This window comes from Paenimyroides ummariense, from assembly GCF_900115115.1.
Classification (GTDB): Bacteria; Bacteroidota; Bacteroidia; order Flavobacteriales; family Flavobacteriaceae; genus Flavobacterium; species Flavobacterium ummariense.
The window spans coordinates 117,777-133,545 of the sequence record NZ_FOVI01000008.1; the positions used below are offsets into that span (position 1 = coordinate 117,777).

The following is a 15,769-nucleotide window of genomic DNA, read 5'->3' on the forward strand; positions in this document are numbered from 1 at the left end:
TTATTTTGAAGCGAATAATTCTACATCGGATTTTGAAATTTCTTTTCCGCCTAAAATGATCAAGCGTTCAACCACATTTCGCAATTCACGAATATTTCCTGTCCAATCGTATTCTTTTAAAAGATTAATGGCATCGGCAGAAAATGATTTTTGTGCACTTCCGTTTTCTTCACTAATTTTCTTTGCAAAATGTTCAATCAATAATGGAATATCCTCTCTGCGATCATTCAATGCCGGAACTTTAATCAAAATAACAGCCAAACGATGGTACAAATCTTCACGGAATCTGCCTTCTTCAATTTCTTTACGTAAATCTTTATTGGTTGCTGCAATCACACGAACATCAACTTTAATATCTTTATCGGCTCCTACCCTTGTAATCATGCTTTCTTGTAACGCACGCAAAACTTTTGCCTGTGCAGCCAAACTCATATCCCCAATTTCATCTAAAAAGATTGTTCCTTTATCGGCAGCTTCAAACTTTCCTGCACGATCTTTAACAGCTGATGTAAACGCTCCTTTTACGTGACCAAACAATTCACTTTCGATTAATTCAGAAGGAATTGCCGCACAGTTTACTTCGATCAAAGGAAATTGTGCTCGATTACTTTTTTCGTGCAAGTTATGCGCAACCAATTCTTTACCTGTTCCGTTTGGTCCGGTAATCAACACGCGTGCATCGGTTTCGGCAACTTTATCAACCATGTCTTTGATTTGCTGAATAGGTTCGCTTTCACCAATCATTTGATAGTTTTTACTTACCTTCTTTTTTAAACGTTTGTTTTCTACAACCAATAATTTATTATCTAACGCATTGCGAACGGTTGTCAACAATCGGTTTAAATCGGGCGGTTTCGATATGTAATCAAAAGCACCTAAACGCATGGTATTCACCGCAGTTTCTAAATCGCCATGACCAGAAATCATAATAAAAGGCGTTTCGGGTTTGATTTTTTTAGCCTCTTGCAGTACTTCTTCGCCGTCTTTTTTAGGCATTTTTATATCGCAAATCACTAAATCAAAATCATCGTTTTTTATTTTTTCTAAACCTTCTTCTCCATCGGCTGCTTCAGAAACACTGTATTGATCGTTTTCTTCTGCCAATATTTTTGATAATACTCTGCGGATTGAAGCTTCGTCTTCTATAATTAAAATTTTAGCCATATTTAATATTTAAGCCATTTTATAAGTTCTTTCCAAGTTGTTTTTTTGCCGTACATTAAAATACCTACGCGGTAAATTTTTGATGCTACCCAAACAATAGCTATAAAGGTAGCAAATAAAAGTGCAATTGAAAGTGCAATTTCGTAAAACGGCACGCCAAACGGAATGCGCATTAACATTACTATAGGCGATGTAAACGGAATCATAGAAAAAATTGTTGCTACGGTTCCGTGTGGTTCGTTCATTACTGTGAAAAAACCAATGTAAACGCCCAACATTAACGGCATAATTACAGGAAACATAAACTGCTGTGTATCGGTTTCATTATCAACCGCAGCACCAATTGCTGCATACAATGAGCTATATAAAAAGTATCCGCCAATAAAATAAATTAAGAAATAAACTGCCATACTTAATAACGGAAGTTTTAAAAACTCTGTAAAATAAAGTTTAATATCTACCAATTTAGCCGATTCGATAGCCATTTCTGTAGATGGTGTTGATGTATTTAAACCGAAAACTAAATTTGCAATTACCAATAAAATCATTCCTACAATTGCCCATATAACGAACTGTAATATTCCAGCTAAAGTGGTTCCGATGATTTTCCCCATCATTAATTGGATTGGTTTTATGGAAGAAATGATAATTTCTATAATTCGACTAGTTTTTTCTTCGATCACGCTGCGCATTACCATGTTTCCGTAAATAATAATGAACATCATAATTAAATATCCAAAAACAGATCCAACACCAACTTTCATTTCATTTAGACCTTTAACCGTTTCTTCGCCCGATGCTTTTGTTAGATGCATGGTAACATCGATTTTAGATTTATCAAGCAAAACGGTATCAACACCCTGATTGGTTAAATTTTTACGCAGTAATTTTTCTGATAATTTAGATTCTGTATTGGCGATGAATCCTAAACTTGGACTGTCTTCTGATACATATTCGATCGATTTTTCGTAATCTTTTAAATTATCTTTCTCTGGAATAAACAACACGCCCTCATAATTTGCCTGCGAAACGCTATCCTTTAAAATTTTTGGATCGATTTTAGAAACATCATGGTATTTATAACTTTCGGAATTTTTAAATTCATTGACAAACATTCCGCTTTCGTCGTGAATACCTATATGTTTTACTTCGGTTTTCATGGAACTTAAGTAGCCGATCAATGCTGCAACTGCCACAAAAATAATCGGACTAACAAAGGTCATTACGATAAATGATTTATTTCGAACTTTAGAAATAAATTCTCTTTTTATAATTAAAGATAAAACGCCCATTAGTTATTGGTTACAGTTTGAATAAAAATGTCGTTGATGCTCGGGATTTTTTCAGAAAAATGCGTTACCTGACCAAACGGAAGTACATCGTTCAACAATTCGTTGGCTGATCTTTCTTCTAGTTTTACAGATAATTTTAATTCATTATCTAACGATTTGAAAAAAGTATCTTCGATTTGATATTTAGCATTTAAGAAATCTTTCAATTGATTTGGATTCATAGCATTTATGCCTAAATCGAAGGTATTTGAACGATATTCTTTTTTGATATCGACCAAAGATCCATCTAACAATTTATTAGATTTATGAATTAAGGCAATTTCATCGCACATTTCTTCAACACTTTCCATACGGTGTGTTGAGAAAATAATAGTACTGCCTTTTTGCTTCAACTCTAAAATTTCGTCTTTTATGATATTTGCATTAACGGGATCGAAACCTGAAAAAGGTTCATCGAAAATCAATAATTTAGGTTGATGCAGAACGGTTACCACAAACTGAATTTTTTGCGCCATTCCTTTTGATAATTCCTGAATTTTTTTGTTCCACCAATCACCGATTTCCAGCTTATCAAACCAATATTTCAATTGTTTTTTGGCTTCGTCTTTAGAAATCCCTTTCAGTTGAGCAAGATACAACGCCTGCTCGCCCACTTTCATACTTTTGTACAAACCGCGTTCTTCGGGCATGTAACCGATATGTTTTACATGATGAGGACTCAACTTTTCACCATCTAACAAAATGGTGCCACTATCGGGAAAAGTTATTTGGTTAATAATACGAATTAAGGAAGTTTTACCCGCACCGTTTGGTCCCAACAGACCAAAAACGCTGCCTTGCGGAATGGCTAAAGATATGTTGTTTAAAGCGGTTTTGTCGCCATACTTTTTTACAACATTATTTACCTGTAATATTGGTTTCATAGTTTTAAACTAAATAAAATAGTTACAAAGATACAAAGTAGTTAAAAAAAACCCATCCTTGTTTTTACAAACAAGGATGGGAAAAATTGCTATGAAAAAGAAAATCCACCGTTTTATAAGTGTAATACAAACTTACAAAGTTTTTTTGTATTACGAAAACATTTCTTTTACTTTTTCAAAAAAACTTTTATCTCCTTTTTGAGGATGTGGTATAAAATTGTCGTCTTCCTTCATTTTTTCGAAGAAATCTTTCTGTTCTTTTGTTAATTTTTTAGGTGTCCAAACGTTGATGTGGATTAGGAAATCGCCGTTTCCGTAGCCATTTAAGCTTGGCAAACCTTTACCTTTTAAGCGTAAAATTTTTCCGGATTGAATTCCTTCTTCAATTTTAATTCGAACTTTCCCATTAACCGTATCAACTTCTTTAGATCCGCCCAAAGCAGCATCGGCAATATTCAAATATAAATCATAATGAATATTTTCACCTTCGCGTTTTAAAAATTCGTGCTCAATTTCTTCGATCACAACAATTAAATCGCCAGGAATACTGTTTGCACCAGGTGCATCATTTCCTTTACCAGAAACTTTCAACTGAATACCGTCTGAAACTCCAGCCGGAATTTTAATTGAAACGGTCTCTTCTGAAATGATCATTCCCTCTGCATCAGCTCCTTGTGGTTTGTGATCTAAAATTTGTCCTGAACCCTGACAGGTTGGACAAGGCGAAGAGGTTTGCATACGACCCAAAATGGTATTTTGCACACGCATTACCTGCCCCGAACCATTACAAGTATTACAGGTTTTGTAGGTTACGCCACTCGCCTGCATTTTACGTTTAACTTTTACCTTTTTTTCTACGCCGTTAGCTATATCTTCTAAAGTAAGTTTTACTTTAATACGTAGGTTGGAACCTTTTACGCGACGTGGACCGCCACCGCCGCCAAATCCGCCGAAGCCACCAAAACCACCACCGAAGATATCGCCAAACTGACTAAAAATATCTTCCATGTTGTTAAAACCGCCGTGACCGCCAAAACCACCACCGCCTTCAAATGCTGCGTGACCGTACTGATCGTAACGTGCTTTTTTATCGGCATCGCTTAAAACTTCGTAAGCTTCTGCAGCCAATTTAAAGTTTTCTTCGGCTTCTTTATCGCCCGGATTTTTATCAGGGTGAAATTCAATAGCTTTTTTACGATACGCTTTTTTTATCGCACCGGCATCGGCACTTTTATCTATACCTAATATTTCGTAATAATCTTTCTTCATTTTGGTTTCTTATTGACCGATAACAACTTTTGGGAAACGAATAATTTTATCGCCTAACTTATATCCTTTTTCTACAACATCAAAAACTTTTCCTTTAAACTCGTCGCCTGCAGGAATTTGCGTTATAGCTTCGGCAATATCTGCATCAAATGTATCGCCTTTATTAATTTCTACCAAACTTAAACCTTTTGCCGACAAATTGTCACGCAATTTGGTTGATATTAAATTAAAACCTGTCAGATGCTCACTTTCACCCAATGTTTCCATTTGTGCAATGGCTCTGTCAAAATCATCTAAAACCGGTAAAACGCTTTTCATAACGTCTTCATTCGCAGTAGCAAACAATTCAATACGTTCGCGTGCAGTTCTCTTTCTAAAGTTCTCAAACTCGGCAAACAATCTTAAGAACTTGTCTTTTTCATTCGCCAATTGCTCTTCTAACTGTTCTTTTTCAGTTAATTGATCTGCTGTTTCTATACCTTGATTATCTATCTCTTGTTCAGCATTTTGCTGTATATCTTGATCTTTTAATTCTTCGTTTTCCATTTTTATCGATGTTTAACTTAATCACTAATTAACAAAAGTGAAGCCATTCTTATATTTTAGACAAATTGGCAGTAAAGTTAGAATTAATCTATATTAAGAAATTTCGCTGTTGCCCATTTTTCGTTTTTTGATATTAGATTTTAAATATATTTGCATAAATAAATTATTTTTAATTATGAAAAAAAATGTATTTGCATTAGTTGCTTTAGCAGCTTTATCATTAACTGCATGTAAAAAAGAAAACACAACTGCCGAAACTGATACAGTTGGAACAACTACAGAAACAGCAAACGCTGTAACATATAACGCAAACGTTGCGGAATCTAAAATTGACTGGATTGGTGGAAAAGTTTCTGGTGATCAACACACTGGAACAATCGCTTTAAAAGACGGTCAGGTTTTTGTAACTAACAACGCTGTAACTGGTGGTAAATTTACAATTGATATGAATTCTATTGTTGTTACCGATATTACTGATGCTGAAATGAAAGCTGGTTTAGAAGGTCACTTAAAAGGTGCTACTGCTGAAAATGCAGACCATTTCTTTAATGTATCTAAATTCCCAACGGCTTCTTTTGAAATTACAAAAGTTACTGAAGAAAACGGAAAACAAATGGTTGAAGGTAACTTAACTATTAAAGAAGCAACTCACGGAATTAAATTCCCTGCTACGATTACCGTTACTGATGCTGATGTTACTGTAGCTTCTGACGAGTTTGAAATTGACAGAACTAAATTCGCTGTTAACTACAACTCTGGATCTGTTGTTAAAGATTTAGCTGGTGATAAAGTTATTAACGATAACATTAAATTGAAAATTTCTGTTAAAGCAACAAAATAATCAATTTTATATAGCTTAAATAAAAATCCCGAAATTAAATTTCGGGATTTTTTTGTGATATATTGATAAGAATTTATTGTTCTTTCAACGCTTCTTTAATTCTTTTAAACGCTTCAATTAAAATAGTTTCGCTGGTTGCATAAGACAATCGGATACAGTTTGGATTACCAAAAGCATCGCCTGTTACCGTTGCAACGTTAGCATATTCTAACAGATACATGGCTAAATCATCGGCGTTATTGATTAAAACTCCGTTTAACGTTTTACCAAAATAGTACGAAACATCTGGGAAAACATAGAAAGCACCTTCCGGCACGTTTACTTCCAAACCTTTAATATCATTCACTAAATGCAAAACCAAATCTCTGCGTTTGTGGAAAGCTTCAACCATATAACCGATTTCTGAAGGAGCTGCCTCTAAAGCTGCAATTGTTGCACGTTGCGCGATAGAATTTGCGCCACTTGTAACCTGACCTTGTAATTTGGTACATGCTTTTGCAATAAATTCCGGTGCACCAATGTATCCAATTCTCCAACCCGTCATCGCAAAAGCTTTCGCAACGCCGTTTACAGTAATGGTTCTTTCGAACATTCCCGGAATGGATCCGATACTGCAGAAACTTCCCGAAAAATTAATGTGCTCGTAGATTTCATCAGAAACTACAAAAATATCCTCACGATTCTTTAAAACATCAGCCAAAGCTGTTAGTTCTTCTCTGTTATAAACCGATCCCGAAGGATTACAAGGCGAACTAAACCACATCATTTTTGTTTTTGGTGTGATTGCCTGCTGAAGTTGATAAGGCGTAATTTTAAAATCAGACGCTACAGATGTTGGCACAACAACCGGAATACCGCCTGCCATTTTAATAATTTCTGAATAACTAACCCAATAAGGTGCCGGAAGAATAACCTCGTCGCCTTCGTTAATCATTGCTTGCGCGATATTGTATAAAGATTGCTTTGCACCGGTAGAAACCACAATATTTGCAGGCTGATAATTTAAACCGTTATCGCGTTGAAATTTTGTTACAATTGCCTGTTTCAGTTCTAAATAACCATCAACCGGCGGATAATTGCTCCAGTTTTCATCGATTGCTTTTTTAGCAGCCTCTTTAATAAAATCAGGCGTGTTAAAATCGGGTTCACCTAAACTTAAACTGATAATATCTTTACCTAAAGCAGTTAATTCGCGTGCTTTTGCAGCCATTGCCAAGGTTTGCGAAACAGATAAATTATTAATTCTATCTGACAAATGTTGTGTGCTCATTTATTTGTAATTTATGCAACCAAAGTTAACGATATTGCAACATAATATAAAACAACCTTTGGGCTTTTTTAACATTGAAAGTGATAATTTTCGTTTAAAAATTCATTTAAAGCGAATTTCTATTTTTTGATGAATTTCAACACCGTAGAACTTCCGTTTGATTTTACAAAATACATTCCGCCTGATAGATTTTCGGCAGAAACAGTAATAGTTGACTGATTATTTACAGCAACCGTTTTTACTAATTGCCCCAACGTATTGTAAATGTAAAGTTTGTTATTTTGTGCATTAAAGCGAGATGTATCAACACCTATCATAACTTCACCATCAGTTACATTCGATGATTCAAACCACATTAAAGCTTTTTCTTTTGTAAACGATGTTGTTGCTAATGGCTCATTAATCTGAAACTGCATTACCACCGGCAAATGATCACTCATATTATACAGATTATTGCGCAATGTTAAAGAGTAAGTTCCTGTACAAGTGGCATCGTTCACACTTTTGTTCAAACAGTTTCCGTTATTTCCATACGCACTGTAAGTTCCGTTTACGTACGAAAAACGAGCACTTGTATTAAAATTTTCACTCATCATTATAAAATCAAAACGATCGTCTAATCCGCCTCCAGCTCCTGCATTTGCTCCGCCACCAAAGCCAGAACTTGACAAGCGTGTACTTTGCGTGTGCAGATAACTAAACGACGCATTGTCTTGCCAGCTTCCCGGAGCATTTATAGGATCAATGAGTTTAATGGCATTTGTAGGATCTAATATTTTCTGATAACCATCTTCATTTGAATTATAGAAATTAAAATCGCCAGCAAAAAGCACATACGTATTAGGCTGCGTTAAATTTTGTAATTCTTGAGTAACAACTTCAACCATATCATAACGCATTTGTCGGTTAGCCGGGCCGGTACTCGATTTTAAATGTGCTATAAAAACTTCTAAATAGATAGGATTTTGCGGATCCACATTCAACTGAAAAGAATATTGGTTGATATCGCGATAAACCGTTGGTAAAGTCTGCTGACTGACCAAAGTAAGTTTGCGTTGGTTGTAATACACCATTGTTTGCAAAGGATCTGCCGTGTCTGTAAGATCAGCTACGAAAAGGGCTCGCGCATAAGGATCAACCTGATTTTGTAATGATGTATTCAGAATTAAATTGGCTGCGTTTTCATTTGCCAACTCGCAAATCATAAACAAATCAGGTTTGTAATCGTCTAAAATATCGCGTAAAATAAGCTGCCGATTTTGTGGAAGCGAATTAGGAAATTTAAACACATTGTAAAACATGGCATTCAAAGTTTCTTGCGAATACGCACAAACCGAAAGCCATAAAAAAAGCCCCGTAATTATTTTTTTCATATCGACATATTTTTGAAACAAAGAAATAAATTTAATGTAACCTAAATGTTATCTCGAAAATAAGTTCTTTAAAACTAAATATACTTCTTTTTATGCTGATAAAGATGTATTTTTGGCAAAAATTAAATCATGGAAGAAATTTTAGTACAGTTCCCGAATTTAACCCCGTTACAGATCAATCAGTTTACGAAGTTGTACGATTTATATCAGGATTGGAATGCTAAAATTAACGTGATTTCGCGAAAAGATATCGACGAATTATACACCAAGCACATTTTACATTCGTTGGGAATTGCAAAAATCATGGAATTTAAACCAAATGCCGATGTGATGGATGTTGGTACAGGAGGTGGCTTTCCGGCAATTCCGTTGGCTATTTTGTTTCCAGAAACTAATTTTTACGCAATTGATGTTATCGCTAAAAAAATAAAAGTGGTAAACGAAATTGCAACTGCTTTACAATTGAAAAATATAAAAGCCGAACAAAAAAGAGCCGAATTGGTTACCGAAAAATTCGATTTTATTGTGAGCCGTGCCGTTACCAACATGCCCGATTTTGTTACTTGGGTAAAAGGAAAAACAAAAAAACAATCGGTTCACGATTTAGAAAACGGAATTCTGTATTTAAAAGGTGGCGATTTATCTGAAGAATTAAAAGATTTCCCAAAAGCTACCTTATATAATTTAAGTGACTTTTTTACCGACGATTTTTTTGAAACAAAAAAAGTGGTGCATTTACCGTTGAAGTTTAAAGGGTAAAGTGAGTAAATCATAAATCTTAAATTTAAATAAAGTATAAAAAGCCAATGTTTATTGGCTTTTGTTATTTTTATAGATTAAGAACTAAACATAATTAATACCTCATTCTCCATGCAGTTATCAATCCGTTTTCCACATTGAATAAAAAATCTGCTTTGTTGGTGTAACCCTGACTTGAATATTGCCCTTTTACAACAACCTGATTTTCATCAATTACTGTATATTGCGGGTTTGCAACCTTCCCTTGACGGCTTATTATATCGCTTTCAATCCATTTTCTAGTTTCATCAGCTGTTTTCATAGTTCCTTCAGCTCCATAAGCTTGAGTTGCATTTTTTGAAAATTGCGCTCTTATAAGTTCAGCATTTTCGGCTTGCATTGCTTCAATCAATGTCTTTACAGGTTTTAATACGGTTTCGTTTTGCATTTTTTCTAAATTTTGAGTTTCTGTCTGATCACTTTTTTGTGATTGTCCACAAGCTGTAAGTGCGAGTGAGGTAAATAAAATGATGATCACTTTTTTCATTTTTAATTCGTTTTTAATGGATGTCCTAAATAGATGATAATCAAATTAAGCAGTAAAAACGGAATTTCTATAGCAACTCCTTTTAAGTCTTTATTCAATAATTGCAAACATATAATAAGTAATATTCCTGCTGCCATTAAGAAGTTTCCCCATACAAAAGTTTTAGGAAACAAGATTAAAGCCGAAGCTAGTAATGTTACTGCTCCATTAATTATAACTGCACTTTTACTGAGATTCCATTTGCCGAACATTTCCAACATTTCGGGTTTTGCAGTAAGCATATTCCAACCGTGTTTTGTTCCCATGAACACAGCAAAAATTATTAGAATTGAGTTTAGAATTTTTAAAATCATAATTTCATGTGTTAAAGTAAAAGGTAAATAACAATGTTATTTACCTTTTACAAATACAAAATAATTATTCACTATCTCGTGGTATATCCACCGTTTGCAAAAATTGTTTGGCCAGTGACCCACCAACCATCTGTAACTAAAAATTCTACCAATGGCGCAATGTCTTTAATATCTGTTAAACCACCTAAATCTGAAGCTTGCTTATGATACGCTACTGCATCATCACTTTCCTGACCGTAGAAAAAAGGTGTATCCATTGGTCCTGGAGCAACTGCTGTTACAGAAATTCCACGAGATCCAAATTCTTTTGATGCTGCTCTGGTAAAATGCTCTACAGGTGCTTTTGCGCCTGCATAAGTTGAGTAATATCCTGTAAATGCTGCAAGTAAAGAAGTTACAATAGTATTTATTTTTCCATTATTATTCAGTTTTTTACCTGCTTCCTGAATAAAGAAGTATGCAACTTTAGAGTTAATGTCACTCATACTGTCGTATTCTTCTTCTGATGTATCTGCAAAAGGCTTTTTCAACACCTTCCCTACTGTATTAATAGCAATATCAATACCGCCAAATTTTTCTATAGTAGCATCAAAAAGTTTAGTAATGTTTTTCACATCTATCAGGTCAGCCTGAAACAAAAATGCTTCTCCCCCTGCATTAGTAATATCTGCCAAAGTTTTTTCGGCATCACTTTTCGTACTGTCGCTATTGTAATGAATAGCTACTTTTGCCCCTTTAGCAGCAAAATTACGGCTTAGCAGTCCTCCTAAATTTTTCGCGCCACCTGCAATTAAAACCACTTTTCCATTTAAATCATTTCTTAACATAATATCTAAATTTTATTTATTACAAATTTCTATTTAAAAAAAATAAAAAACATGGTGAAGTTTTCGGAAGTTTACTTCTGATTTTCTTTTCTGAAATTACCCGGAGTATTACCTGTCCAACTCTTGAAAAATTTTGAAAAATTAGACGGATCATAAGTTAGTTTTTTAGCAATACCAGCTATTGACAAATCTGTTTGTATCAAAAATTGTTTTGCTTTTTCTATAATTTTTAAATCGTAAAAATGACACGGATGATGCCCTGTAACCTGCTGAATCGTATCAGACAAATGCGTGTGCGAAACATGTAAAAGCTGTGCAATTTGATTGAGCTCTAAAAAATCGATAACTTTTCCGTTAGCAACCTCTTCTACATGGATATCTAAAAAAGCAAAATATTTGCTGGTAATCTCCTCACTGCGCTTAGCTTTACTATGTTTCACATCCTTCATTTTAACTTTTAACTAAGCTAAATACTTCCAAAAACCTGATTGTTTTCTATATTATAATAAATAGGTAATACTCAAATTTACGTAACGTTAAATCTGTAAACAATAGCAAAAAAATGCTATTTTGATGTTTTTTTAAGTAGGAAGAGTTTTATTGAAGTAATTATTTCAATGCTTCGTTCAACGATTCTTTAAAGTTAACCTGCGTGCCTTTGTTACTTTCATAAATAAAATCGTTTAAACTTTTACTTTTTAGGTTTGAAAATTCACCAATAATTGTTAGTTTTATTCGGTAATTGGACACTTTTTGTAGTATTTCTCCTGCTATTTTATTTTTTAGGTCGAAAAAATCTGACGTAAGGTTTTTCTCATAAATAATGATTTTATCGAAACCCTGATAATACAGATTTCCTATTAAATCTAAAGCATCATCGGGGTTTTGAATAAGAATTTTGTCTGAAATTACTTCGGCAATTTCTATATTGTTTATTTTATGAGATTGAATAATCATATTTTGATATTACTTATACAAATCTTTCAATGTGCTTGCTAAATCTGTAAACATAAATTTGTAACCTATTTTTGGTAATTGAACCGATTGTACATGCTGGCTTGATAGTACTAATGCTGAACGCTCACCCAATCCAATTTTAATAAAAACCGACGGTATATTTGGCAACCACAAAGGCTTGTTTAATTGTGCTGCCAATAACTTTAAAAATTCATTCTGTTTTACCGCATTTGGTGCAACTACATTAAAAATCCCGCTTTGTTGCTCTTTTAATAACTGATAAATAATTTCAATGACATCGTTAAAATGTATCCAGCTCATCCATTGTTTGCCGTTGCCCAAATTAGCTCCTAATCCTTTGCTAACTACTTTTGCCAGTTCATGTAGAACGCCTTTATCTTTAGATAAAATCAAACCAAAACGCGTAATAGCAGTTTTAATTCCTAAACCTTCAAAACGTAAATTGGCAACTTCCCAATCTTTACAAACTTGGGCTAAAAAATCGTTTCCAAAACCAGTAGAATTTTCATTATAAATTGCCGTTTCACTCGATTGATAAATACCAATTGCAGACGCATTTACTATGGATTTTATTTGATGCTCATTATTCTGCAAAGCATTAAAAAGCGTGTTAGAACAGTTTATTCGGCTATCGTGGATCTGCTTTTTGTTTTCATCTGTCCATTTACAGTTTATCGTATGTCCTGCCAAATTTACAATAGCATCAACTTGATCCAATGAATTCAAATCGATTTCATTTTTTTCGGGATTCCATAAAAATCCTTTGTAATTATCCTTGTCTTTTATATCTGCGGCATCGGTAACCAAATAATGTACCGAATGATTGTTTTGTAGAAGATGCGAACACAACGCAGTCCCGATAAATCCTGTGGCACCTGTAACTAAAACTTTCATACTATTTTGCTTTTAATGTCCATTCAAAATCATAAGTTCCAACCTTATCCCCTTGCTCGTCGTATCCTTCAGATCGAACCCAAAACGAAATTCCTTCTTTTGTAAGTAATGCTTCACTTACTTTTTCACGAATCATCAATCCATCTTCGCATTTAAACGTAATCAAGCCGGTTGCTTTTTTGGTGAAATTCGATTTTTGATTTAAAACCAGCATCGATACTTTTTTGTTAGATTCCCTTATCGCTTTCATAACCAAAACACCTGTTGTAAGCTCGGCTCCCATGTTCTGTACCGCGAAATACATAGATTTAAACGGATTTTCATTAAACCATCTGTGTTTTGCACGAACAATACAATGAGCATCACTAATTGAATAAACACGAACACCACATACGTAAGCAGATGGTAAATTTTTAAGAAGATAAAGATTCAGGTTTTTTACGTTAAAATGCATAATATTCAAGGTTTACAGCTAATTTACAACTTTTTTTAATGATAATTGAAATTAATTCAATTGTTAAAAAAAAGTTAATTATTAGTACTATGTAATACAAAGTACATGATTTTATATATATCTTTGCTATATCAAAATGAAACAATAAGGTAAAAATGCAGGTGACTGTAAGCCGATAAATTAAAACAACACATTTCTCATACTGTTATTAATTTGAATAGTTTACTCAATCACAAAAAAAGGTTTACGTTACCTGCCTTTACTTTTAACCTAAAATATTAAGTTCTATGAATATTGAAAACACAAAAGCGCAAATGCGCAAAGGGATTCTGGAATTTTGTATTCTATCGGTTCTAAAAGATAAAGACTGTTATACATCTGAAATTTTAGACACACTAAAAGATGCAAAATTGTTGGTAGTAGAAGGCACTGTTTATCCGCTGCTAACCCGCCTAAAGAACGATGAATTATTAAGCTATCGTTGGGAAGAATCAACATCGGGACCACCACGAAAGTATTACCGATTAACCGAATTAGGAAACGATTTTTTAAAAGAACTAACCGTAACCTGGAAAGAATTAAGTGAAGCCGTTAACATTATAACTAATAAGAATAGCCATGAATAAAACTGTAACAATTAATATAGCCGGACTTGTTTTTCATATCGATGAAGATGCATACAACAAGTTAGATTCGTACATACAGGCAGTTAGAAATTCTATTCAACAAGAAAGCGAAGACGAAATTATTGCTGATATTGAAGCACGTATTGCCGAATTATTTTCAGAAAGAATTGATCCGCAAACAGGCGTAATTCGTATGAATAATGTAGATGAAGTGATTAACATTATGGGTAAACCCGAAGATTACATTATTGAAGACGACGAGCCTGTACGACCAAATAATTTTTCTACAACACAAAAAAGTTACAAGAAAATTTACCGCGATGGCGAAAAACGTATTTTAGGTGGTATTTGTTCGGGCTTGGCACACTATTTTAATATCGATCCGGTTTGGATGCGCATTATTTTTATACTGTTGTTCTTTTTATACGGTTTAAGCTTTGTAATTTATCTTATTTTATGGGTGATTATACCAAAAGCGGTCACAGTTGCCGATGTTTTAGAAATGAAAGGAGAACCCGTAAATATTTCAAACATAGAAAAACAATTTCGCGAAGGTGTAAATAATTCGTACCAAAAAATTCGCACATCGGGCAGTTCTGCAGCCATTGTTTTAAAACGTATCATTGGTATTGTGCTGATAGTATTTGGCGTAATGGGAATTTTTGGAAGTTTCTTTGCCCCTGTAGCAATATCATTACAAAAAAATCCAATTGCAAATGAATTTATAACGTATAACGAAGCCGAAGTAGGCATACCTTTCTGGGGAATTGGTCTTAGCTTGTTTATAATGTGCGCCGTACCTTTTATAGTATTATTGCTTTTAGGTGTAAAAATACTAAGCCCAAAGGTTAAACACATTGGTTGGGTTTCTGGTGTATTAGGTTTCTTTTGGTTGCTTGCAATTTTTGTTTTTAGTTATGTAATGATTAATATAGAAATTCAAGAAGATAAAATTGAAGCGTATTTGAGAAAAATTTTGATAACAAAATGTCTAAAAACGATTTAATTTTGAACGATAAAGACACTTTAAATTTAATTTTTGAAAAAGATCAACGCATTTTTACTGTAAATGATACCATCTCGGGAAAACACCAATACAGCGAAATAGATGACATTCAGGTAGAAATATTAGAATCAGCAACAGGTAGAGCTTACATGGAAGTTGAAGAGAGGATTTTCAACAATAAAGATTTGAATTTGAAAATGTTAAGCAAATACAACATACAAATTGAACCATCAAAATTTAGTAACACATTAAATTATAATTATTCAATAAAAAGTGATACCTTAGTCCTTTCAAATACAATATTAACAACTTTGAATGATTTTACCGAAGATTCTAAAGTACGTGTAAAAGTTTACATAACCGAAGATCAGCACATCAAAATCAACGGAAATGACAAAGATCATTTTTGGTATCAAAGTTTAGATAGTGGTAAAAATTTCTATAAATTTAGTACCAACGGAAGGTTAGAGAATACAAAAAAAATTATAAACTAAAACGCAAAAGCTTATGTTCTATTTATTATTATTAATTGGTCAAACATTGATCGATCTTGTAACAAGTTTATTCTAAAACAAAAGAGGCTGTCTAAAAAGGTCTTTGGTATAATCCCCGACATGTTTTTTGTCGGGGATTTTTTTTATTGTCCTCAAATTTTGTTAACTTGAGGT

19 protein-coding genes are annotated in these 15,769 nt (G+C 33.7%); 5 read left to right on the forward strand and 14 right to left on the reverse strand.

The features are described 5' to 3' along the window. The 5 genes from BM253_RS07935 to BM253_RS07955 form a co-directional block, all read right to left on the reverse strand. Positions 1 to 1,164, reverse strand: a complete 1,164-nt coding sequence (locus BM253_RS07935; RefSeq protein WP_091521909.1) for a sigma-54-dependent transcriptional regulator — start codon at positions 1,162 to 1,164, stop codon at positions 1 to 3. Positions 1,165 to 1,166: 2 nt separating this feature from the next. After that, positions 1,167 to 2,456 carry an ABC transporter permease gene (locus BM253_RS07940; protein ID WP_091521911.1) on the reverse strand — a complete coding sequence of 430 codons (1,290 nt, stop codon included), beginning with the start codon at positions 2,454 to 2,456 and terminating at the stop codon, positions 1,167 to 1,169. Continuing rightward, positions 2,456 to 3,379, reverse strand: a complete 924-nt coding sequence (locus BM253_RS07945; protein WP_091521913.1) for an ABC transporter ATP-binding protein — start codon at positions 3,377 to 3,379, stop codon at positions 2,456 to 2,458. Before BM253_RS07945 ends, BM253_RS07940 begins: the two co-directional genes overlap by 1 nt. Positions 3,380 to 3,529: 150 nt before the next feature. After that, entirely contained in the window at positions 3,530 to 4,648 is a 1,119-nt protein-coding gene (gene dnaJ, locus BM253_RS07950) for a molecular chaperone DnaJ (protein WP_091521916.1), read from the reverse strand. A gap of 9 nt (positions 4,649 to 4,657) precedes the next feature. Continuing rightward, a complete protein-coding gene (locus BM253_RS07955; protein WP_091521918.1) occupies positions 4,658 to 5,194 on the reverse strand; it encodes a nucleotide exchange factor GrpE in 537 nt (178 codons plus the stop codon). A gap of 175 nt (positions 5,195 to 5,369) precedes the next feature. Here BM253_RS07955 and BM253_RS07960 point away from each other — a divergent pair, with 175 nt between their 5' ends. After that, positions 5,370 to 6,035, forward strand: coding sequence for a YceI family protein (locus BM253_RS07960; RefSeq protein ID WP_091521920.1), 666 nt, complete (start codon positions 5,370 to 5,372; stop codon positions 6,033 to 6,035). A 73-nt stretch (positions 6,036 to 6,108) separates the two neighbouring features. Here the strand turns inward: BM253_RS07960 and BM253_RS07965 are convergent, their stop codons facing one another. Beyond that, positions 6,109 to 7,305, reverse strand: a complete 1,197-nt coding sequence (locus tag BM253_RS07965) for a pyridoxal phosphate-dependent aminotransferase (RefSeq protein WP_091521922.1) — start codon at positions 7,303 to 7,305, stop codon at positions 6,109 to 6,111. Between the two features lie 119 nt (positions 7,306 to 7,424). After that, entirely contained in the window at positions 7,425 to 8,678 is a 1,254-nt protein-coding gene (locus tag BM253_RS07970) for a T9SS type A sorting domain-containing protein (RefSeq protein WP_091521925.1), read from the reverse strand. Between the two features lie 129 nt (positions 8,679 to 8,807). Between BM253_RS07970 and rsmG the strand changes: the two genes are divergently transcribed. Next, positions 8,808 to 9,437, forward strand: a complete 630-nt coding sequence (gene rsmG, locus BM253_RS07975) for a 16S rRNA (guanine(527)-N(7))-methyltransferase RsmG (protein WP_091521928.1) — start codon at positions 8,808 to 8,810, stop codon at positions 9,435 to 9,437. A gap of 94 nt (positions 9,438 to 9,531) precedes the next feature. Here the strand turns inward: rsmG and BM253_RS07980 are convergent, their stop codons facing one another. The 7 genes from BM253_RS07980 to BM253_RS08010 all read right to left on the reverse strand — a co-directional run bounded on the left by BM253_RS07980 (position 9,532) and on the right by BM253_RS08010 (position 13,469). Then, positions 9,532 to 9,963 (reverse strand): nuclear transport factor 2-like protein, encoded by a 432-nt coding sequence (locus tag BM253_RS07980; RefSeq protein WP_091521929.1) that lies wholly within the window; start codon positions 9,961 to 9,963, stop codon positions 9,532 to 9,534. Positions 9,964 to 9,965: 2 nt separating this feature from the next. After that, complete coding sequence (locus BM253_RS07985) at positions 9,966 to 10,316, reverse strand: DoxX family protein (protein ID WP_091521932.1); 351 nt, start codon at positions 10,314 to 10,316, stop codon at positions 9,966 to 9,968. 71 nt (positions 10,317 to 10,387) lie between these two features. Next, on the reverse strand, positions 10,388 to 11,143 hold the full coding sequence (locus BM253_RS07990) for an SDR family oxidoreductase (RefSeq protein ID WP_091521935.1): 756 nt from the start codon (positions 11,141 to 11,143) through the stop codon (positions 10,388 to 10,390). 71 nt (positions 11,144 to 11,214) lie between these two features. Further along, a complete protein-coding gene (locus BM253_RS07995; protein ID WP_091521938.1) occupies positions 11,215 to 11,592 on the reverse strand; it encodes a helix-turn-helix domain-containing protein in 378 nt (125 codons plus the stop codon). Positions 11,593 to 11,752: 160 nt separating this feature from the next. Beyond that, positions 11,753 to 12,100: a DUF4180 domain-containing protein gene (locus BM253_RS08000; RefSeq protein WP_091521941.1), complete on the reverse strand. Its 348-nt coding sequence runs from the start codon at positions 12,098 to 12,100 to the stop codon at positions 11,753 to 11,755. Positions 12,101 to 12,109: 9 nt separating this feature from the next. Beyond that, positions 12,110 to 13,015: a TIGR01777 family oxidoreductase gene (locus BM253_RS08005; protein ID WP_091521944.1), complete on the reverse strand. Its 906-nt coding sequence runs from the start codon at positions 13,013 to 13,015 to the stop codon at positions 12,110 to 12,112. 1 nt (position 13,016) lies between these two features. After that, the gene (locus tag BM253_RS08010; protein WP_091521947.1) at positions 13,017 to 13,469 is read right to left on the reverse strand and encodes a DUF4442 domain-containing protein; all 453 of its coding nucleotides are present in this window, start codon (positions 13,467 to 13,469) and stop codon (positions 13,017 to 13,019) included. Positions 13,470 to 13,756: 287 nt separating this feature from the next. Between BM253_RS08010 and BM253_RS08015 the strand changes: the two genes are divergently transcribed. Genes BM253_RS08015 through BM253_RS08025 form a run of 3 tightly spaced genes read left to right on the forward strand, consistent with a single transcriptional unit; the run spans position 13,757 to position 15,595 of the window. After that, positions 13,757 to 14,095 (forward strand): PadR family transcriptional regulator, encoded by a 339-nt coding sequence (locus BM253_RS08015; RefSeq protein ID WP_091521949.1) that lies wholly within the window; start codon positions 13,757 to 13,759, stop codon positions 14,093 to 14,095. Next, on the forward strand, positions 14,088 to 15,101 hold the full coding sequence (locus tag BM253_RS08020) for a PspC domain-containing protein (protein ID WP_091521951.1): 1,014 nt from the start codon (positions 14,088 to 14,090) through the stop codon (positions 15,099 to 15,101). The genes BM253_RS08015 and BM253_RS08020 overlap by 8 nt, the downstream gene beginning before the upstream one ends. Next, on the forward strand, positions 15,083 to 15,595 hold the full coding sequence (locus BM253_RS08025; protein ID WP_091521954.1) for a hypothetical protein: 513 nt from the start codon (positions 15,083 to 15,085) through the stop codon (positions 15,593 to 15,595). The genes BM253_RS08020 and BM253_RS08025 overlap by 19 nt, the downstream gene beginning before the upstream one ends. Positions 15,596 to 15,769: the final 174 nt, after the last annotated feature.

Coding starts and splice junctions, on each gene's coding strand:
- BM253_RS07935 (WP_091521909.1), bottom strand. CDS start 1,164: ATGGCTAAAATTTTAATTATAGAAGACGAAGCTTCAATCCGCAGAGTA.
- BM253_RS07940 (WP_091521911.1), bottom strand. CDS start 2,456: ATGGGCGTTTTATCTTTAATTATAAAAAGAGAATTTATTTCTAAAGTT.
- BM253_RS07945 (WP_091521913.1), bottom strand. CDS start 3,379: ATGAAACCAATATTACAGGTAAATAATGTTGTAAAAAAGTATGGCGAC.
- dnaJ (WP_091521916.1), bottom strand. CDS start 4,648: ATGAAGAAAGATTATTACGAAATATTAGGTATAGATAAAAGTGCCGAT.
- BM253_RS07955 (WP_091521918.1), bottom strand. CDS start 5,194: ATGGAAAACGAAGAATTAAAAGATCAAGATATACAGCAAAATGCTGAA.
- BM253_RS07960 (WP_091521920.1), top strand. CDS start 5,370: ATGAAAAAAAATGTATTTGCATTAGTTGCTTTAGCAGCTTTATCATTA.
- BM253_RS07965 (WP_091521922.1), bottom strand. CDS start 7,305: ATGAGCACACAACATTTGTCAGATAGAATTAATAATTTATCTGTTTCG.
- BM253_RS07970 (WP_091521925.1), bottom strand. CDS start 8,678: ATGAAAAAAATAATTACGGGGCTTTTTTTATGGCTTTCGGTTTGTGCG.
- rsmG (WP_091521928.1), top strand. CDS start 8,808: ATGGAAGAAATTTTAGTACAGTTCCCGAATTTAACCCCGTTACAGATC.
- BM253_RS07980 (WP_091521929.1), bottom strand. CDS start 9,963: ATGAAAAAAGTGATCATCATTTTATTTACCTCACTCGCACTTACAGCT.
- BM253_RS07985 (WP_091521932.1), bottom strand. CDS start 10,316: ATGATTTTAAAAATTCTAAACTCAATTCTAATAATTTTTGCTGTGTTC.
- BM253_RS07990 (WP_091521935.1), bottom strand. CDS start 11,143: ATGTTAAGAAATGATTTAAATGGAAAAGTGGTTTTAATTGCAGGTGGC.
- BM253_RS07995 (WP_091521938.1), bottom strand. CDS start 11,592: ATGAAGGATGTGAAACATAGTAAAGCTAAGCGCAGTGAGGAGATTACC.
- BM253_RS08000 (WP_091521941.1), bottom strand. CDS start 12,100: ATGATTATTCAATCTCATAAAATAAACAATATAGAAATTGCCGAAGTA.
- BM253_RS08005 (WP_091521944.1), bottom strand. CDS start 13,015: ATGAAAGTTTTAGTTACAGGTGCCACAGGATTTATCGGGACTGCGTTG.
- BM253_RS08010 (WP_091521947.1), bottom strand. CDS start 13,469: ATGCATTTTAACGTAAAAAACCTGAATCTTTATCTTCTTAAAAATTTA.
- BM253_RS08015 (WP_091521949.1), top strand. CDS start 13,757: ATGAATATTGAAAACACAAAAGCGCAAATGCGCAAAGGGATTCTGGAA.
- BM253_RS08020 (WP_091521951.1), top strand. CDS start 14,088: ATGAATAAAACTGTAACAATTAATATAGCCGGACTTGTTTTTCATATC.
- BM253_RS08025 (WP_091521954.1), top strand. CDS start 15,083: ATGTCTAAAAACGATTTAATTTTGAACGATAAAGACACTTTAAATTTA.